This window comes from Arthrobacter sp. HMSC08H08, assembly GCF_001807575.1.
Taxonomy (GTDB): Bacteria; Actinomycetota; Actinomycetes; order Actinomycetales; family Micrococcaceae; genus Pseudoglutamicibacter; species Pseudoglutamicibacter albus.
The window spans coordinates 23,166-39,727 of sequence record NZ_KV789388.1; the positions used below are offsets into that span (position 1 = coordinate 23,166).

Sequence of the window (16,562 nt, forward strand, 5' to 3'; positions counted from 1 at the left end):
CTGTTCGCCGGGGTTCTGATCGGCAGGGTTCTGTTCGCCGGAGTCTGGTGTGTGGGTCATTGCGTTCCTAGATGATGATGGCGGCTAGCGGAGATGCCGGTGACTAGCGGGCTGAGGACCGGATGGTGTGGCCTGCCTCAGTGAACTCGGCGACGGTTTGACGCGGTTGGGCGTGCTTGACGAGTGCTTCTCCTACAAGCACGGCGTCGGCGCCAGCGTGGGCGTAGGTCTTGACCTGTTCGATGTCCTCGACACCTGATTCGGCGACCGTCACGACCGTCTCAGGTAGGTGCTTGGCCAGTTCAGCATAGTGGCCGGTGTCGACCTCGAGGGTTTTGAGGTTACGTACGTTGACTCCCACGATCTTCGCGCCAACCTTTGTGGCTCGTTCGATCTCTTCCGGGGTGTGTGTTTCAACGAGCGCGTTCATGCCCAGCTGGTGTGTGAGCGCAAGGAAGTCGCTGAGCTCTTGATCGCTCAAAGCCGCAACGATGAGCAGAACCAGATCCGCACCGTGGGCACGGGCCTCATAGATTTGGTATTCGTCTACCGTGAAGTCTTTGCGCAGAAGCGGGATGTTGACGCGCGCGCGGACGGCATCGAAATCCGCGAGTGAACCGCCAAAGCGGCGCTGCTCTGTCAGAACCGAGATCGCTGCGGCGCCGCCAGCCTCATATTTGGCGGCGAGGTCAGCAGGTTCAGGGATGTCCGCGAGCGCACCCTTCGATGGCGAACGGCGCTTAACCTCAGAAATCACAGCGAAGGCGGAATCCGTGTTCGGGGTGAGGGCGGCCAGCGCATCGCGGGCTGGTGGGGCTTCAGCGGCGCGGCGCTTGATCTCTTCAAGCGGCACGAGTTGCTTGCGTTCGGCCAGATCTTCCTTAACACCTTCAATGATCTGATCCAAAACAGTGGCCTCAGCCATGTGCCTTGCCTATCCCTTCTGTCCGCTACGTTCGGACGGTACCGGACCTTATGTATGCCCTGTATAGAACCGTGTATAACCCCGTATAGAACGAAGCCCCGCGAATGTTTCGCGGGGCTGAGCGCTCACAACGTTAGTCGTGCTTGGTGCGGGAGCCACCCACGCCGAAACCGGCGGCTTTCAGAACGACGCCGGCGATGATACCGACAACGAAGATCACGCCGCCGGCCCAGAAAAGAACCCAGTTAGGGATGGTGAAGGCGACGCAGGACAGCAGGAAGCCAACAAACATGATGGTGAACATTGCCCACGAAGCAACCGTGTTGCCGTGGCCCAGGTGCTGCTCATGGATTGGGTCATGAGCAATGGTCTGGCGATCGAGAGGCATATCCCTATCTCCTTCGAGTTGAAACCTCAGGTCAGTGATGCTCTGCCCTCTGTGGGGCATCCGCGACCGTGAGGTCACGGGTGGATATGTGTCCAGGTGTGCGCGAGTGAAGCGTCAGCATGAACACACGCTCATAGCTATTCTGCCACTTCTAGGCGTTGACCGCTCAATCGCTACGTGCGGCGAGTCATTTCGATCGCGTCTGCGCACCGGTTGAAGGGCGTCTCAGATGAAGAGACCGCGGGCTACCTAACAGGCGGTGGACTAACAGGCGGTGTCCTAGTAGAAGCGTGCGCGCCCGGAGCGTGGGCCGTCAGGATCAGTCGGATCCTCGCCCTGGGTCAGGGCGTCCCATTGGTCGATCTCATCCATGGCCTCGGCTGTATCGTCTTGGGTTCCATCATCTCCGGCGCTTTGACCTGCTGGCCGGTTGCCCGGCTTTGAGGTTGCGCTGCCGGTCTTGGAGCTCGCGCGATCATATTTGCTTGATGTCGATGCGGCGGGTGCCGACACAAAAACGCCCCATACCGCAACCAGCACCATGAGAATGCCCGCAACCGCTGTGATGATCGGAAAGATCGTGACCTCATAAACACTGCTGACCACCCCGAGGCCGAATGTTTCTCCGACCTTGGCCGATGCCGCATCCTCAGGCAAGAGTGCCGCCCAGATACTCACCCCGGCAACCCCAGCACCGGCGAGGGCTTGGACTACGGTGATGATCCAGCGCGTCACAGGCCCTGCGATGGTGAGCGCGATCGTGGCCGCGAGCATCACCACGGCGAGCGCGGGTGCTGCTGGTGTTGCGGTTCCGCCGGCGACGTTGAGGCTTTCTACTGCTACCCCGGTGTCTGGAGCGCCGATGGTGATCCAGGTTTGGGTTATGAGGATGAGCGCGGCGATGGAGAGGGTGAGGCCTGCCAGGACGATGTGTTTGCGTTGGCCGAAGCGGTGGCGGCGTGGTGTGGTTTCGCCGCCCAGTGTGGTTTCGCCGTTCTGTGGGGTTTCGGTGTCAGGCATCGGCGTCTCCGGGTGTTGGTTCCTCGGCCTGGTCGGCGTCGTGGTCTTCAGCATTGTGGTCTTCGGCACCGTGGTCTTCGGTTGCGCTGAGTTGGTCGGCGAGCCATACGGCGCGTAGCGGTGCGAAGGACTTGTTGACGGTTTCGAGGGCTTCTGATTCGGGTTGGGAGTCGGCGACGATTCCGGCGCCGGCGGATACGTAGGCGGTGCGGTCTTTGAGGACTGCGGTGCGGATGGCGATGGCCATGTCCATGTCTCCGGCGGAGTCGAAGTAGCCGACTACTCCCCCGTAAATGCCGCGCCCTACTGGTTCTAGTTCGTCGAGTAGTTGTAGTGCACGTGGTTTGGGTGCCCCGGAGAGGGTTCCGGCGGGGAATACGGCGCGGAGGACGTCGTAGGCGTTGGTGTGGGGTTCGGCTTGGCCTGTGACGGTGGATTCCATGTGCATGATGTGGCTGTAGTGGACTATCTCCATGAATTGGGTGACGTCCACGGTGCCTGGGGTGCAGACTTTGGAGAGGTCGTTGCGGGAGAGGTCTACGAGCATGAGGTGTTCGGAGCGTTCTTTGGGGTCTGCTAGTAGTTCTTTGGCCAGTTTTTCGTCTTCGGCTGGTGTTGTTCCGCGGGGGCGGGAGCCTGCGATGGGGTGGGTCACGACGTTTCCGGATTTCACGGTCACGAGCGCTTCTGGTGAGGAGCCGACGACGGAGAATGGTTGGGCATCTGCGTTGTGGTAGGTCGCGACATACATGTAGGGGCTGGGGTTGGTGGCGCGCAGGATGCGGTAGACGTCGAGCGCGTTCGCTTGGGTTGGTAGTTCGAAGCGGCGCCCTACGACTGCTTGGAACACTTCGCCGTCCACGATCGCGTCTTTGATGGTCTCGATCGCGTGCATGAATTCTGGTTCTGCCCAGGTTTCTTTGACGGTTGCGAACATTTCTTCGCGCGATACGTCGGCTGATGGCATGGGGACTGGCGCTTCGCCGGTGGAGGGTTCACCGAGTTGGTGCGCCATGTTCTGTAGGCGTGTTACCGCTTCCTCGTATGCGCCTTCGGCTCCGGTGTCGAGACCGTTTTTGTTGTAGGCGTTGGCGACCAGGGTGAGTGATCCGTCGAGGTGGTCATAGACGGCCATGTCGGTGACCAGTTGCAGCGCGAGCATCGGCACATGCATGTCATCTGCTGGGCCTTGACCGAGGGTTTCCCAGTAGCGGACTGCGTCCCAGCCGATGTAGCCCATGAGCCCGGAGACGAAGGGGAACGATGGGCGGGCGAGATTTTGCTGGCCGCGGTTGAGGAACTGTAGGGATTCCCGCAGAACCTCCATGACGTTGCCTTCAGACGGGATACCCACGGGTGGGTTTCCTTCCCAGACGGCTTGGCCGTCGTGTTCGGTGAGCATCGCGGCACTTGCCGCACCGATGAAGGAGTAGCGGGCCCACTGCCCGGCGGTCGCGGATTCGAGCAGGAACGTGCCGGGGCGTTCATCGGCAAGGCGGCGATACACGCCTAAGGGCGTGAGGCCGTCGGCGAGCATCCGCGCTGTCACCGGGATGACTCGTGGGCCATCAGAAGAGGCAGCAGCTGCGACGAATTCCTCGCGGGTGATGTTCGGGTTGATCCTCGGAGCGCTCATTACTTCTCCCCTGCTTCAGTCTCGTATGCTCGGCTCGTTTCGGCGGCCGTGTTTGCTTGCCGCGACGGCGTAGCTACCGGGATGGAGCGGTCATCAAAACACGAGCGGCTACCGGTATGGCATGCGGCCCCCGTCTGGGCCACAGTGAGCAGTATCGTGTCCGCGTCACAGTCATAGTTCATCGCGACAACCTCTTGAATGTGACCAGATGTGTCACCTTTACGCCAGTACTCTTGCCGGGAACGAGACCAATAGGTTGCCCGCCCGGTGGTAGCGCTACGCCTGATGGCCTCGGCATCCATCCAGCCGAGCATCAAAACCTGCAACGAATCAACGTCCTGCACAACAGCAGGGATCAGGCCATCGGCGTTAAATTTCAGCGCAGAAACATCGAACACCGAAGGCGACGAGTCAACTGCTTGGTCGCGATCGGCACGGATTTCAGCGGGAGTTTCAGAAGAACCAGACACGCTCCCATGCTACGTTGCGCACTCCTTACAGTGTCATAGCGTGACGTGTCAGCTGAACGTGCTACGTTTGTGAGCGTGCCTCGCTTTGTCTCTGTGTCCCGTCAAGCGCTCGCCGATGCGCTCCTCGCCGCAGGTCCGCACGCCCCCACGCTGTGCGATGGCTGGGAAACACGGCATTTAGCGGCACACCTGGTGCTTCGTGAACGCTCCGTTTGGGCCGCCGGCATCACAGGTGCCCCTGGTTTACGGCAAGGCATGGAACGCAAACTCGAGATCCTCGCTTCCCAAGGCCAACACCCCGGCGGGTATGCGCGCCTCATCAAACAATTCGCGCAAGGGCCACAGAAGTTCTCCCCGTTCAACCTCAAACGTGTGGACGCCGCAGCGAACCTGCTCGAATACTTTGTGCACCTCGAAGACATCCGCCGCGCCCGCGAACGCTGGGTACCACGATCCCTGGATGCGGCATATACCGAACGGCTATGGCAGCGGTTCAAGAACGGTGCCAAACTGCTCTACCGGAACTCACCGGTCGGGATCATCCTCGTCCGCCCTGACGGGACCCGCTACCATGCCAAGAAAGGCACCGACTCGGTCGCGATCTACGGGTCCGTGAGCGAACTCATCATGCACGCATTCGGCCGAACCGAACACGCGCTGGTGCTCTACGAAGGAAGCCCCGAGGCCAAGAAGGCACTCGAGGCTTCAACAGCGAAAAACGCTGAACGCTGCTCTTAGCGGACCATAACAGACGCGGCACTTAACGGACGCGGTTCTTAACGGACCGTGATGCCTGCAGCCCGCATCGCGGCCTTCACTTCAGCCATCATGTGATCAGGCCCAAAGTGGAACAGCGATGCCGCAAGCACCGCATCGGCCCCCGCCTCCACCGCCGGCGGGAAATGCTCAGGCTTACCAGCCCCACCTGATGCGATCAACGGAACCGAAATAACGCGCCGGACATCGCGCAGCATCTGCGTATCGAAACCTTCTTGCGTCCCATCAGCGTCGATCGAGTTTAACAAAACCTCACCCACGCCGCGTTTCTGAGCCTCAGCCGCCCACTCCAGCGCGTCCTGACCAGTACCCACCCGGCCGCCACGCACCATGACCTCATAACCGGAAGCTAGATCCGGGTTATCGCTACGCTTAGCATCCAGAGACAACGTCAAAACCTGGGAACCAAAAGCCTCACTGATCTGGTTGATCAGATCCGGGTTCTCCACCGCGGCAGTAGCCACAGAAACCTTATCCGCGCCCGCGTTCAGCAGCTTAGAGACATCCGTGACCGAACGGATACCGCCACCGACCGTCAACGGGATGAAAACCTCAGCAGCGGTACGGCTAACAATGTCATACACCGTGTCACGCTCATCCGAAGATGCCGTGACATCCAAGAACGTCAATTCATCGGCACCCACACGGCCATAACGCTCAGCAAGCTCAACCGGATCCCCCGCATCGCGCAAACCCTCAAAGTTCACGCCTTTAACCACACGGCCAGCATCCACATCAAGGCACGGAATCACACGAACAGCAACAGACACAACCTGCCCCTTCCTATAAACGGCAAGCGTTAATCGGGGTCACCAAAATCGCGCGCGCCCCCACGTCATAGAGCTCATCCATGACACGGTTGACCTGGTTCTCGTTAACCATGGCCCGCACCGCAACCCAATCAGGGTCAGCCAACGGGGAAATCGTTGGGGACTCCAAGCCAGGGGTCAAACGCATCGCCTCATCAACCAACGTCTTCGGGATGTCATAATCCAGCATCGCGTACTGGCGAGCCACAATCACACCACGCAAACGACGCACGAGCGTGCCTTCAGCCTTCGGGTGATGATTCTTCCGGCCAATCAAAACAGCCTCAGACTTCATCAACTCAGGACCGAACGGCTCCAAACCGGCAGCACGCATCGTCGAGCCGGTCTCCACCACATCGGCCACCGCGTCAGCGACACCCAAACGGATCGAGGTCTCAATCGCGCCATCCAGACGCACCGTCTCCGCGTCAATACCGTGCTCTTGAAGATAATGATCCACCAAAACCCGGTAACTCGTAGCGATCCGCTTACCGTTCAACTGAGAAAAATCAGAGAACACACCGCGCGGGCCAGCGATACGGAACGTCGAGGCGCCAATACCCAACGGCATCAGCTCCTCAACCGCATCATCAACATCCGCGTCCATCATCAAATCCCGGCCCGTGATCCCCAAATCCAAAACACCACGGCCCACATACACCGCGATATCCCGCGGCCGCAGATAAAAGAACTCAACATCGTTCTCAGGGTCCGTCAACGCCAGCTCGCGCGAATCACGACGCTGCCGATACCCCGCCTCAGACAACATCTCCGTCACAGCGGAAGACAACGAACCCTTATTCGGAACAGCTACACGCAAAGTCGACACAACAACTCAACCCTTCACAAACTCACGCCACAACAACGCCTACGCCATACAACTCACAGATGCTTATACACGTCCTGCAGAGACAACCCCTTAGCGATCATCATCACCTGCACGTGATACAGAAGCTGCGAAATCTCCTCAGCAGCCTCATCATCCGACTCATATTCAGCGGCCATCCACACCTCAGCGGCCTCCTCAACGATCTTCTTACCGATCGCATGGATACCCGCATCCAGCTCTTGGACAGTGCCGGACCCCTCAGGGCGCTCGACAGCTTTGGTTTGCAGTTCAGCAAAGAGTTCCTCGAAGCTTTTCACACCACTCAGCCTAATCAAACCCACCCAGCATCAGCAGAACGTGACGACACAAAGACCACACAAAGCAACCGGCGCCGGCCCGAGGTTACCCTCGGCCCGACGCCAGCGAACATTCACACCCAACCTAGGCTGAGACTCAGTTCCTGCGCTGAGACTCAATTGGTGGGAACAACTCAATCCACGGTTGGGTCAAGTGTCTCCATCCGGGCAATCGATGGTTTCTCGTTCTTCTGGGCACGCGCCCACACGAAGAACCCGATCAACGTGAACACCCCGTAGAACAAGTACATGAACGCGGAAGCGAAGTATCCTGCCGAGAACAACAGCGGGACACCCACGATATCCACGGCAACCCACGCGAGCCAGAACTCAGTCCAACCCTTCGCCATACCGTAAGTAGCTACCAGCGAACCAATGAACGTCCATGCATCAGCCCACACCGGATCATACGAACCCAACGCGGCAAATAGTGGGGTCAGAGCGATCGTGCCGATGACCATGACCAACACCATCCCGATTCGAACGCCCCAGCCACCCCATCGTGGGGTGATCGCTTGAGAATCATCACCGCTACGCTGCTTGCGGCTTTCGTTCCAACGGATCCACCCGTAGATGGACACCACGATGAACATGATCTGACGGCCCGCCTGACCCAACAGGTGAGGCATAGTCGCGTTCGGGTCAACCAAAGAACCCAAGAACACTGTGAGCAACAACAAGTTACCGGCAATACCGATAGGCCAGGCCCACACTTTACGGCGCATACCGCCAAGAGCCGAAGCTAAACCAAAAACATTGCCAACAACCTCACGGACCACCAAAACCTGCCCTCCAGGCAGGTCAATAGTCCCGTTGAAGGTTTCGACAAGCCACCGCAGAAAATCCATTCCTAACCCTTTCTCGCTCTACGGCGGCCCCGGGTTGAGGAATACGTGAGTGGCTTCTTCGCCCAGCGCTTTCGTTCACTTGCGATGCGGCGGCGTCTTGGACTCGTCGTATGGACTCGTCCATTCGGCTGCTCGGCACGCGGTGACGTGGCTGAACTTCCGCGCAATCAGTGGCTGCGTGATACCAGCCAGCGGCTACGTGAAGAACACTGTCTCAGCGTAAACCGTGCTTCTCCCATCCAGACTTTTACTGTCGGTACTGGATTTTCACCAGTTCAGCCGTCTCCCTTCAAGAGCATTTACTCAAGCTGAGGCAACGGGTCGCGGACTATCACCGCCGGTTCGGACTTTCACCGACCCCGGAGCACGTGAACATAACTGTAACCCATGTCCATACGGGCCCCGCGCGACGGTGACACAATGTTGAGCCGACTTGCTCACTGCCCCCGCTTGAGGTCAGTTTCTATTGCCCGCCCCATCAACGGTTGCCGTTGTCAGTGCAGTTCAGTTCAACCTCCGATGGCAGCGTGGGCTTCGTCGCGCAAGTTCTGAATCGCTTCCGCTACGTCTTCGGCACCATAGACGCTGGAGCCTGCAACGAACGTGTCCGCACCGGCTTCAGCGGCGATGCGGATCGTCTCGGTTGTCACGCCGCCATCGACCTGTAGCGCGACTTGCGCTCCAGAGCCGTCAATCGCTTGACGTGCCGCGCGGATCTTCGGGACAACAACGTCGAGGAAAGCCTGCCCGCCAAAGCCCGGCTCGACCGTCATGAGCAACAGCATGTCGAGTTCAGGGAGCATGTCCATGTAGGAGTCCAGGCCCGTTGCTGGACGCAGAGCCATCGAGGCTTTCGAACCGCGTGCGCGCAACTCGCGAGCCAAACGGATCGGGGCGGTCGCGGCTTCTGCGTGGAAGGTCACCGAGTATGCTCCCATGTCCGCGTATTCAGGGGCCCAACGGTCGGGGTCTTCGATCATGAGGTGAATATCGAGCGGTAACGGGGACTCGTCCTGAATCCTCTTGACCACTGGCGGGCCGAACGTCAGGTTCGGCACAAAATGCTGATCCATGACATCAACGTGCACGGCATCTGCGGTTTTGATCGCTTGTAGCTCCTCCCCTAGCCGGAGGAAGTCAGCGGAGAGGATCGAGGGGTGGATTGCGCACGTGTGGCGGCTCATGCTTGTTCCTTCTTCGTGATGAGTGCCATGAACATGGCGTCGGTTCCGTGGGAGTGCGGGAAAAGTTGGGCTGTGGAACCGGTGCTGGTTCCGACGACGGGGTCGGCTGGGCGGGTCGCGTCACCTTCGCCGGTGAGCGTTACGGAGTCGAGGACTGCTCCGGTGTCGAGCAGTTCGATGTCTTTGCGACGGTGGAACGCGTCTTCGAGGATCGCGAGCGTTTCAGCCGGGTGCGGTGAACACGTCACGTAGGCGAGCACCCCGCCTGGGCGCAACGCGTCGAGTGCCGAGTTCAGAAGCTCCCCTTGTAGGCGGGTGAGCGCTGGGATGTCGGATGGCTGTTTGCGCCAGCGGCTCTCCGGGCGGCGGCGGAGCGCGCCGAGCCCCGAGCATGGGGCATCCAGCAGGATGCGGTCGTAGTGGTTCGGCTGTGCCTTACCGATGTCCCGGCCGTCGCCGGTCACCGAGGTCCAGGCTTTCTCTTCAACTGCCCGCAACGCTTGCTTCACAAGGTTAGAGCGGTGCTCCTGAACCTCATTCGCGGTCAGATGCGCGCCGCGTTGAGCGGCAATCGCGGCCAGCAGCGCGGCTTTACCGCCCGGGCCTGCGGACATATCAAGCCAACGGCCGGCATCGGCGCCTGCAACATCGGCTTCTGCGAGGACGCGGGCGGCGAGCTGCGAGCCGTGGTCCTGCACGCGAATATGGCCTTCGGCAACACCTGGCCAGCGCAACGGATCGCCACCAGAGTTGACTGAGTATGCTTCGGGAACCCAGGTTGATGGGGTGGCTTTGAGGCGTTTGAGTTCTTGCTCGGTTGCGATCCCCGGAAGCGCGGCCAGGTGCACCTCCGGCGCCACGTTATCGGCTTCGAGCAAAGCCTCGAGCTCATCGGCTGAACGCCCGTGCACAACGAGCGAGGACCGTAGCGCACGAACCACCCATTCGGGGTGGGAGTACCGCAGGGCGAGGCGCGCCATCGGGTCGGTGATGGCCGCTTCGAGCGTTTCAGCCCATTCTTCACGCGAACGTTCGGTGACCCGGCGCAGAACCGCGTTAACGAAGCCTCCCGCGCCAGCGCCTACGCAGTCGCGGGCGAGCGCCACGGTTTCATCGACCGCGGCATGCTGCGGAACACGCATATGCAGAAGCTGGTAGGTACCGATCCGCAGAACATCCAAGACCGGTGGGTCAATGTTTTTGAGTGGGCGGTCGGAGCATTCGGCCAGCACCGCGTCGAGGCTCGCGAGTTCTCGTAACGAACCATAAGTGAGCTCGGTTGCGAAGCCTGCGTCACGCTGATCGAGGCGGGCGCGGCGAATGTGGTGTGGTAGCGCTAGGTTTGCATACGCATTGTCAACGGCGACAGCCTGCAGAACGTCGAACGCTACTTTGCGTGCCGGGTCGGCGTTGCGGCTGCGCTGCGATGGAGCTGCGGCGCTGAACTGGCGGGGTTGACGGCCGCCGCGGTTGCGTTCACGGCCTTTAGCGTTGCGGCGGGAACCGTCATTGTGGCCTTGCCTATGACCGTGTCCTTGCCTATTACCCTGGCTCTGCTGTTGACCTCGGCGTGGGCGACCGTTCCCGTCCCCTCGGCCGGATCGTGGGGTGCGGTCATTCGAGCGTGAATCTCGGTTCATTCGAAGTGTCCTTCCCCATCGCTGAGGGCTCCTCGAGCCCAGTCAGCGGCGGCCATCATCTTTTTACCCGCAGGTTGCACACGTGTCAGTTCAACCGGTGAAGACCCGGTACCGACGACGACGCGGGCTGGCTTCCGGCTGCGGAATCTCAGCTGGCCAGGGGCAAGGTTTTTCTCGTGGGCATCGAGCTCGTCTGGGGTTGTGATGCGCACCCGCTCAAGTTTGATGCTTGCCCCATTGAAGTGTGTGAAGGCGCCGGGTTCTGGTGTGGTGCCGGCGATGCGTCCGCGCACGGCTTCGGCGGATGTTCTCCAGTCGACGCGGCCGTCGTTGCGTTCGAGTTTCGGCGCGATCGTCGCCTCGCCCTTTTGCGGTTGTGGAACCACCGCCCCGGAAACGTAGCCGGTGATCGCTTGGCTCAACAGCACCGCGCCTTCTGTGGAGAGGCGTTCGAGGAGGTCGCCCGCGGTGTCGCTTGGCTGCACGGCTTCCGTCATGACCCCGAGCACCGGCCCGGTGTCCATACCTTCATCGAGCACGAAAGCTGTGGCGCCTGTGATGTCGTGGCACCGGATGAGCGCGTGCTGAACGGGAGCAGCCCCGCGTAGATCTGGCAGGAGCGAGAAGTGAAGGTTGACCCACCCGAATTCTGGGAAGTCGAGTGTGCGTCGTGGAACCATCGCGCCGTAGGCGACAACCGCGGCGACATCGATCTCTAATGCGGCGATCACATCATGGGCTTCGTCCGTGATCTTGTCCGCTTTGATGACGGGCAGCCCGTGATCTTCGGCGTAGGCCGCTACCGGGGACGGTGTCATGACCCGTTTACGGCCGATGGGCGCGTCAGTTCGTGTCAATACTGCTGCGATCTCGTGGCCGTCGTTGATGAGCTGCGCTAGCGGTGCGACAGCAACATCAGGGGTTCCGGCGTAGAGGATTCGTGCCATGTGCGCATCAGCTCCTGAGGAATGAGTTGCCGGTTTTGTTTGAGAAGGCGCTGCCGATGGTGGTGGCGCGTTGGTCTTGCACGTGATCGACGTTGCTTTGGAAGGTTTTGTGGCGCAGCTGTTGTTGTGCGCGACGGCGGTCGTCTCCGGTGAGCCGATCGATGAAGAGTCTGCCGTTGAGGTGGTCGGTTTCGTGTTGGAAACAACGCGCGAGCAGGCCCTCGGCGATGATCTCTAATTCCTCGCCAGTGACATCGACGCCGGTGAGTCGGACTTTCTTAGGGCGTGCCAGCGGCATCTGGATTCCGGGTACCGATAGGCAACCTTCGATCGTGCGATCGTCTTCGATGGTTTCTTCGTCCAGGATCTCAAGGACCGGATTGCACACTGTGCCTTGGTGTCCGTCGATATTGTAGGTGAAGATGCGTTTGCTGATGCCGATCTGTGGTCCTGCTAGCCCCACACCGTTGACCTTGCTCATGGTCTCGTGCATGTCTCGGGCCAGCGTGGCTAGAGATGAATCGAAAACGGTCACGGGCTCCGCCGCTGTCCGTAGGACCGGGTCCCCTACTGTACGAATCGCGTGAACTGTCACGCTTCCCCTCTTTCTGAAATGTTCTTCGCTCAAAAACGTGCGTTGCTCAATGAATGTTTGTCGCTCAACGAATGCGGCGCGGAAGCGGTGCTTACCCTCCGCTGTTTGCTTTCCATCGTATGTGAGAAAACCGTGAGATTGGCGGGCGACAGCCCGGTCTGACCGCTCACGTGTTACGCCCAGTACGTGTTGTGACTACCGAGTGGCTGGTGGCGGGACGGGCTGAAGTTCTGCGGCTGCGCTGAAGGCCACGGATTCGGTTTCCCATACTTGGCGTAGAGCCCAGAACCTTTTCCACGCGTTTTCGAGGCTGTGAGGCTGGGCCCGCATCGGTAGCACCTCAGTTTCACCGAGAGCCACGGCGAGCAGAACACTGTTTTTAGGGAACGGCCACGGCTCCCACAACCCTTTCTCTGGGTCGCTCAGATATTCCTCGGCCTGCGCGCCGGCGGCGAGTTGCATCACAACTTTAGGGTCTGGCGCTTTGACACGGCCATCCCGGGTGGTGCCGCGCGTCTTATAGTCGATCAGGCAGGTCGCTCCCCCGATCTCGGCAACCAGATCGAGTGTGCCGGCGTAGCCGACAGTGTGGTTCCAGATAGTGACTTCCGGTTCGATAGGCCGAACACCAAAGAGATCCCACCATTCATCGAAACGATCAGCGTAGGCGCCTTCCCCGTGTTCTTTGAGGATTTCACGCATCTGTGCGGCCTCGTGCGGGCGGCCAAGCTCACGCAGAGCCTTGTGTTCGGCATAGTTGTGGACCCGGTCACCACGGGCCGCTGCCTCGTCACGGTATTTCTCCGCCGCGGAAGAGGCCTGCCGCGCAATCTGCTTGAGCTGGATCTTATTGCCCACTGACGTTGGTAAACGCTCGTCATTGATGACCGCGGTCGCGGCCATATGCCCAGCCCAGCCCGTCATATCCACCGCGTGGCGGGAAATCACGGTGGTGATCGAGGGAACTTCGGGGAGCCCGCCCACGGTGCGTGAATACATGCGCCCGAGGGAGGTCTGATGCGCGAGCAATGGCTGTGTCATGCTCCCAAGTTTGTCACCTACCCCCGACACATTGCTCACCGACACATTGCTCGCTGAGGCATTGCTCACTGACACTTTGTTCACGCGACCTGGACCGGCAAACCGCTACCTCATCAACCGAAAGGTTGAGCTGACTTTCAACACAGATCGCGATGTTTCTGCCTCTTCAAAGAAGTTGAATGACGTTAAAGTCCGGACCCCATTCCCGAACCCCAATAAAGACCGAACCCGTTGCGCCTCTGCCGGAACCTGAAGCGCCGGAACCGAAAGGAACTGAACCGTGAAGAAGCTGCTGAACGCATCCTTGATCTATTTGATCGCAGGCTTGACCGCCGGCGTTTTCTACCGTGAATTCACCAAGATCAACGAATTCCCAGAAGGCCAGTTCACGCAGCTTGGCGTTGTGCATACACACTTGCTCGCGCTTGGTTTCATGGGGTTTCTCATATTCCTCGTGGTCGAGAAGGTTTTCTCGATTTCTGACAGCCCCAAACTGTTCGCCTGGTTCTTCTGGCTCTACAACGCCGGTCTCGTTGTGACGTCAGCGATGCTCACCTGGCACGGCAGCCTCACCGTACTTGGCCGGGACTCTTCGGCCATGATCTCCGGCATCGCAGGCTTGGGACACATCGCCATTTCGGCCGGCCTCATCGTCTTTGTTGTGGCTGTGCGCCGCGCAGTCACACCTAAAATTGTTGCTGCATCTTCCACCAACGGAGCGACCATTCGATGACTACTACATCACCTAGCAAGCCTGTTACCCCTCGCCTGCTGTTCCGCACCTTCGCCATCGCAGAAATATTCACGTGGGCAGGGCTCATTACCGCGCTGATCCTTCGCGCACTCGATGTCGCCAACATCGTGCCGATTGCCGGCGGCATCCACGGGTTCGTGTTCTTGAGCTATGCCACCTCCACCGTTTTCGTGTGGGTCAACCAAAAGTGGCCGGCCCGCATCGGCCTCACGGGCGTGCTGCTTGCAGTCGTGCCGTTCGCAACCCTGCCGTTTGACCTCTACGTAGACCGCAGGGGCCTGTTGAAGGGCGGATGGCGATTAGCGCCGGGAGGTGAGGAACCGAAAGGTTTCATCGAGCACGTTCAGGCGTGGGTTTTACGTCATGTGTGGCTCGCGGCCGTGCTGTTGGTTGCGTTCGTTGCGTTGCTGTTCGTGACGTTGCTGTGGCTTGGACCGCCAGTGCCTCGAAGCTAACGGCACGATGCGTTGCCAGCCCTGCTCGGGCGGCGCGCTCACTCGTGAGCTGGGGCATTCTGCGGACGGCCAGCGCATATCGCAGGTCTTGAGACACTCGCTCTGACCCCGATTTGGCATCGAGGAAGAATCTGGTCTAGAGTAATCACTCGTTGGCATCACACCGGAAACGGTTTCCGAACAGGAAACTAACTGCGGGTGACACCACGTGCGGACATAGCTCAGCTGGCTAGAGCGCCACCTTGCCAAGGTGGAGGTCGCGGGTTCGAATCCCGTTGTCCGCTCGCAAACCACTTGCTGGCCTGTCATAGGCACCGTAGTTCTACGGATGTGGTGGGGTGGCCGAGAGGCGAGGCAGCGGCCTGCAAAGCCGTATACGCGGGTTCGAATCCCGTCCCCACCTCCACTAAGTGATTTGTAGCCTATATAGGCGCGATTGGCGCAGCGGTAGCGCGCTTCCTTGACACGGAAGAGGTCACTGGTTCGAACCCAGTATCGCGCACGAGAACCGCGGTTCTGTTTAGGTCGGAACCACGGTTTGTATAAATACGGTCCTGAACTGGACTGTCATTTGCGGACATAGCTCAGCTGGCTAGAGCGCCACCTTGCCAAGGTGGAGGTCGCGGGTTCGAATCCCGTTGTCCGCTCTCATGACGGAAGGCCGGGAACATCAAAAGATGTTCCCGGCCTTCCGCGTTAAGTTGTTTCGCTGGGCTACTGCCCTAGCGCCTGGCAGCCACCGCCAGGCGCTAGGAGTCAGCTTCAGGATTCGGCGCCCTGGCCTTCGCGGACCAGGGCGGTCAAACGAGACACGGCACGGAAGTATTTCTTCATGTAGCCACCGGCCATCATTTCTTCCGTAAAGAGGTGATCGAACGAGCCGCCGGAAGCAACGATCGGCACGTCCTTGTCATAGAGGCGGTCAGCGAAAACCACAAACCGTAGTGCGATCGCCTGGTTGGTAATCGTTTCGACGTTGTGCAGTACAAGCACATCAGTATCGCTCAGAAGCTTGCGGTATCGCGACGGATGGACTTTCGATAGATGCTCTACGAGCTCGCCGAAATCGTCTTCGGCGATGTGCGCATCCGGGTAACGTTCCTCCGCAAACGACAACAGCTCGCTGTCATTCATTGGCTCTGGGGCGTCCGGCAGGCCACGGTGGCGGTAGTCCTCACCGTCCACGCGGATGATCTCGAACTGATCCGCCAAAACCTGGATCTCACGCTGGAAGTCCTGGGCGGCAAAGCGTCCCTCCCCCAGCGCACCAGGCAACGTGTTCGATGTCGCAGCCAGCTTGACCCCGGCATCGGCCAGTTCACGCATCAAGCGGGACATCAAGACGGTGTCGCCCGGGTCATCGAGCTCGAACTCATCGATGCACACAAGGTTATAGGTCTTGAGGATCTCAACCGCCCGTGGGAAGGTGAGCGCGCCCACAAGGTTGGTGTACTCGACGAACGTGCCGAACGCACGCTTGCCTTCCGTCGCATGCCACAGCGAAGCCAGAAGGTGGGTTTTACCCACACCGAAACCACCGTCAAGATAGATGCCTGCCGGACCTTTCGCTTTCTTCTTTTTACCGAACAGCTTCTTGAGGCCCTTCGCGGGCGCGGCATCCGCGTTGACGGTTTCTGCGAACTCCTGCAGACGTTTCACCGCGGCCGCTTGGCTCGGCTGGGATGGGTCGGGGATGTAGGTGTCGAAGGAGACCTCCCCGAACCGATACGACGGATGCATTCCGTCTAGAAGTGCCTCTGCGGCGACGTTGGGGGTGATGTCAGTCAATTTGTGAATGGTTGCCACGTAGATGCGTTTCCTCAGGTTGCAGTGCCTCATATGCGTCGTCAAGGTGATGTGCCAGCATGCACGCCTGCGTTCGCAACCG

Annotated in this window: 18 protein-coding genes, 4 tRNA genes and 1 riboswitch; of the genes, 7 read left to right on the plus strand and 15 right to left on the minus strand. The window is 59.8% G+C overall.

The window, feature by feature from the left end; genetic code table 11:
* Nucleotides 1-103 precede the first annotated feature (103 nt).
* The 5 genes from trpC to hisI all read right to left on the minus strand — a co-directional run bounded on the left by trpC (nt 104) and on the right by hisI (nt 4,439).
* Nucleotides 104-925 (minus strand): indole-3-glycerol phosphate synthase TrpC, encoded by an 822-nt coding sequence (trpC, locus tag HMPREF3175_RS04600; RefSeq protein WP_070490882.1) that lies wholly within the window; start codon nt 923-925, stop codon nt 104-106.
* A gap of 133 nt (nt 926-1,058) precedes the next feature.
* Nucleotides 1,059-1,313 carry an HGxxPAAW family protein gene (locus HMPREF3175_RS04605; RefSeq protein WP_035757622.1) on the minus strand — a complete coding sequence of 85 codons (255 nt, stop codon included), beginning with the start codon at nt 1,311-1,313 and terminating at the stop codon, nt 1,059-1,061.
* 279 nt (nt 1,314-1,592) lie between these two features.
* Complete coding sequence (locus HMPREF3175_RS04610; RefSeq protein ID WP_070490884.1) at nt 1,593-2,333, minus strand: Trp biosynthesis-associated membrane protein; 741 nt, start codon at nt 2,331-2,333, stop codon at nt 1,593-1,595.
* Complete coding sequence (gene trpE / locus HMPREF3175_RS04615) at nt 2,326-3,969, minus strand: anthranilate synthase component I (RefSeq protein ID WP_070490886.1); 1,644 nt, start codon at nt 3,967-3,969, stop codon at nt 2,326-2,328. Before trpE ends, HMPREF3175_RS04610 begins: the two co-directional genes overlap by 8 nt.
* The gene (gene hisI / locus HMPREF3175_RS04620) at nt 3,969-4,439 is read right to left on the minus strand and encodes a phosphoribosyl-AMP cyclohydrolase (RefSeq protein ID WP_370991821.1); all 471 of its coding nucleotides are present in this window, start codon (nt 4,437-4,439) and stop codon (nt 3,969-3,971) included. Before hisI ends, trpE begins: the two co-directional genes overlap by 1 nt.
* A 45-nt stretch (nt 4,440-4,484) precedes the next feature.
* Between hisI and HMPREF3175_RS04625 the strand changes: the two genes are divergently transcribed.
* The gene (locus tag HMPREF3175_RS04625; protein WP_256276271.1) at nt 4,485-5,177 is read left to right on the plus strand and encodes a TIGR03085 family metal-binding protein; all 693 of its coding nucleotides are present in this window, start codon (nt 4,485-4,487) and stop codon (nt 5,175-5,177) included.
* Nucleotides 5,178-5,215: 38 nt separating this feature from the next.
* Here HMPREF3175_RS04625 and hisF read toward each other — a convergent pair whose 3' ends face one another.
* From hisF to HMPREF3175_RS04670, 9 genes are all read right to left on the minus strand, one after another.
* Nucleotides 5,216-5,986 carry an imidazole glycerol phosphate synthase subunit HisF gene (gene hisF, locus HMPREF3175_RS04630; RefSeq protein ID WP_035757618.1) on the minus strand — a complete coding sequence of 257 codons (771 nt, stop codon included), beginning with the start codon at nt 5,984-5,986 and terminating at the stop codon, nt 5,216-5,218.
* A 13-nt stretch (nt 5,987-5,999) separates the two neighbouring features.
* The gene (gene hisG / locus HMPREF3175_RS04635; RefSeq protein ID WP_218078876.1) at nt 6,000-6,845 is read right to left on the minus strand and encodes an ATP phosphoribosyltransferase; all 846 of its coding nucleotides are present in this window, start codon (nt 6,843-6,845) and stop codon (nt 6,000-6,002) included.
* A gap of 62 nt (nt 6,846-6,907) precedes the next feature.
* Nucleotides 6,908-7,171 carry a phosphoribosyl-ATP diphosphatase gene (locus HMPREF3175_RS04640; RefSeq protein WP_035757616.1) on the minus strand — a complete coding sequence of 88 codons (264 nt, stop codon included), beginning with the start codon at nt 7,169-7,171 and terminating at the stop codon, nt 6,908-6,910.
* Between the two features lie 173 nt (nt 7,172-7,344).
* Nucleotides 7,345-8,058, minus strand: coding sequence for a nicotinamide riboside transporter PnuC (gene pnuC / locus HMPREF3175_RS04645; RefSeq protein WP_141742466.1), 714 nt, complete (start codon nt 8,056-8,058; stop codon nt 7,345-7,347).
* Between the two features lie 223 nt (nt 8,059-8,281).
* A riboswitch (FMN riboswitch) is annotated at nt 8,282-8,429 on the minus strand.
* Between the two features lie 138 nt (nt 8,430-8,567).
* Nucleotides 8,568-9,242, minus strand: a complete 675-nt coding sequence (gene rpe / locus HMPREF3175_RS04650) for a ribulose-phosphate 3-epimerase (protein WP_070490888.1) — start codon at nt 9,240-9,242, stop codon at nt 8,568-8,570.
* A complete protein-coding gene (locus tag HMPREF3175_RS04655) occupies nt 9,239-10,882 on the minus strand; it encodes an RsmB/NOP family class I SAM-dependent RNA methyltransferase (protein ID WP_070490890.1) in 1,644 nt (547 codons plus the stop codon). Before HMPREF3175_RS04655 ends, rpe begins: the two co-directional genes overlap by 4 nt.
* Nucleotides 10,879-11,829: a methionyl-tRNA formyltransferase gene (gene fmt / locus HMPREF3175_RS04660; protein WP_070490892.1), complete on the minus strand. Its 951-nt coding sequence runs from the start codon at nt 11,827-11,829 to the stop codon at nt 10,879-10,881. Before fmt ends, HMPREF3175_RS04655 begins: the two co-directional genes overlap by 4 nt.
* Nucleotides 11,830-11,836: 7 nt before the next feature.
* On the minus strand, nt 11,837-12,424 hold the full coding sequence (def, locus tag HMPREF3175_RS04665; RefSeq protein ID WP_035757611.1) for a peptide deformylase: 588 nt from the start codon (nt 12,422-12,424) through the stop codon (nt 11,837-11,839).
* Nucleotides 12,425-12,619: 195 nt separating this feature from the next.
* Nucleotides 12,620-13,465, minus strand: a complete 846-nt coding sequence (locus HMPREF3175_RS04670) for a PD-(D/E)XK nuclease family protein (protein ID WP_070490894.1) — start codon at nt 13,463-13,465, stop codon at nt 12,620-12,622.
* Between the two features lie 280 nt (nt 13,466-13,745).
* On the opposite strand from HMPREF3175_RS04670, the gene HMPREF3175_RS04680 reads away from it, so the two are divergent.
* From HMPREF3175_RS04680 to HMPREF3175_RS04705, 6 genes are all read left to right on the plus strand, one after another.
* Entirely contained in the window at nt 13,746-14,198 is a 453-nt protein-coding gene (locus tag HMPREF3175_RS04680) for a DUF2871 domain-containing protein (protein ID WP_035757608.1), read from the plus strand.
* Nucleotides 14,195-14,674, plus strand: a complete 480-nt coding sequence (locus HMPREF3175_RS04685; RefSeq protein ID WP_070490897.1) for a DUF3817 domain-containing protein — start codon at nt 14,195-14,197, stop codon at nt 14,672-14,674. Before HMPREF3175_RS04680 ends, HMPREF3175_RS04685 begins: the two co-directional genes overlap by 4 nt.
* A 210-nt stretch (nt 14,675-14,884) precedes the next feature.
* A tRNA-Gly gene (locus HMPREF3175_RS04690) sits at nt 14,885-14,958 on the plus strand.
* Between the two features lie 48 nt (nt 14,959-15,006).
* A tRNA-Cys gene (locus HMPREF3175_RS04695) sits at nt 15,007-15,080 on the plus strand.
* 24 nt (nt 15,081-15,104) lie between these two features.
* Nucleotides 15,105-15,176: transfer RNA gene (locus tag HMPREF3175_RS04700), tRNA-Val, on the plus strand.
* Between the two features lie 71 nt (nt 15,177-15,247).
* Nucleotides 15,248-15,321, plus strand: a tRNA-Gly gene (locus HMPREF3175_RS04705).
* Between the two features lie 115 nt (nt 15,322-15,436).
* On the opposite strand, the gene zapE is transcribed toward HMPREF3175_RS04705, so the two are convergent.
* Entirely contained in the window at nt 15,437-16,480 is a 1,044-nt protein-coding gene (gene zapE / locus HMPREF3175_RS04710) for a cell division protein ZapE (protein WP_035757606.1), read from the minus strand.
* Nucleotides 16,481-16,562: the final 82 nt, after the last annotated feature.

Bases quoted from the DNA above. Each gene is read 5' to 3' on its own strand.
- HMPREF3175_RS04605 (WP_035757622.1), bottom strand. From the start codon at position 1,313: ATGCCTCTCGATCGCCAGACCATTGCTCATGACCCAATCCATGAGCAG.
- HMPREF3175_RS04670 (WP_070490894.1), bottom strand. From the start codon at position 13,465: ATGACACAGCCATTGCTCGCGCATCAGACCTCCCTCGGGCGCATGTAT.
- fmt (WP_070490892.1), bottom strand. From the start codon at position 11,829: ATGGCACGAATCCTCTACGCCGGAACCCCTGATGTTGCTGTCGCACCG.
- HMPREF3175_RS04685 (WP_070490897.1), top strand. From the start codon at position 14,195: ATGACTACTACATCACCTAGCAAGCCTGTTACCCCTCGCCTGCTGTTC.
- rpe (WP_070490888.1), bottom strand. From the start codon at position 9,242: ATGAGCCGCCACACGTGCGCAATCCACCCCTCGATCCTCTCCGCTGAC.
- HMPREF3175_RS04610 (WP_070490884.1), bottom strand. From the start codon at position 2,333: ATGCCTGACACCGAAACCCCACAGAACGGCGAAACCACACTGGGCGGC.
- trpE (WP_070490886.1), bottom strand. From the start codon at position 3,969: ATGAGCGCTCCGAGGATCAACCCGAACATCACCCGCGAGGAATTCGTC.
- trpC (WP_070490882.1), bottom strand. From the start codon at position 925: ATGGCTGAGGCCACTGTTTTGGATCAGATCATTGAAGGTGTTAAGGAA.
- HMPREF3175_RS04655 (WP_070490890.1), bottom strand. From the start codon at position 10,882: ATGAACCGAGATTCACGCTCGAATGACCGCACCCCACGATCCGGCCGA.
- pnuC (WP_141742466.1), bottom strand. From the start codon at position 8,058: ATGGATTTTCTGCGGTGGCTTGTCGAAACCTTCAACGGGACTATTGAC.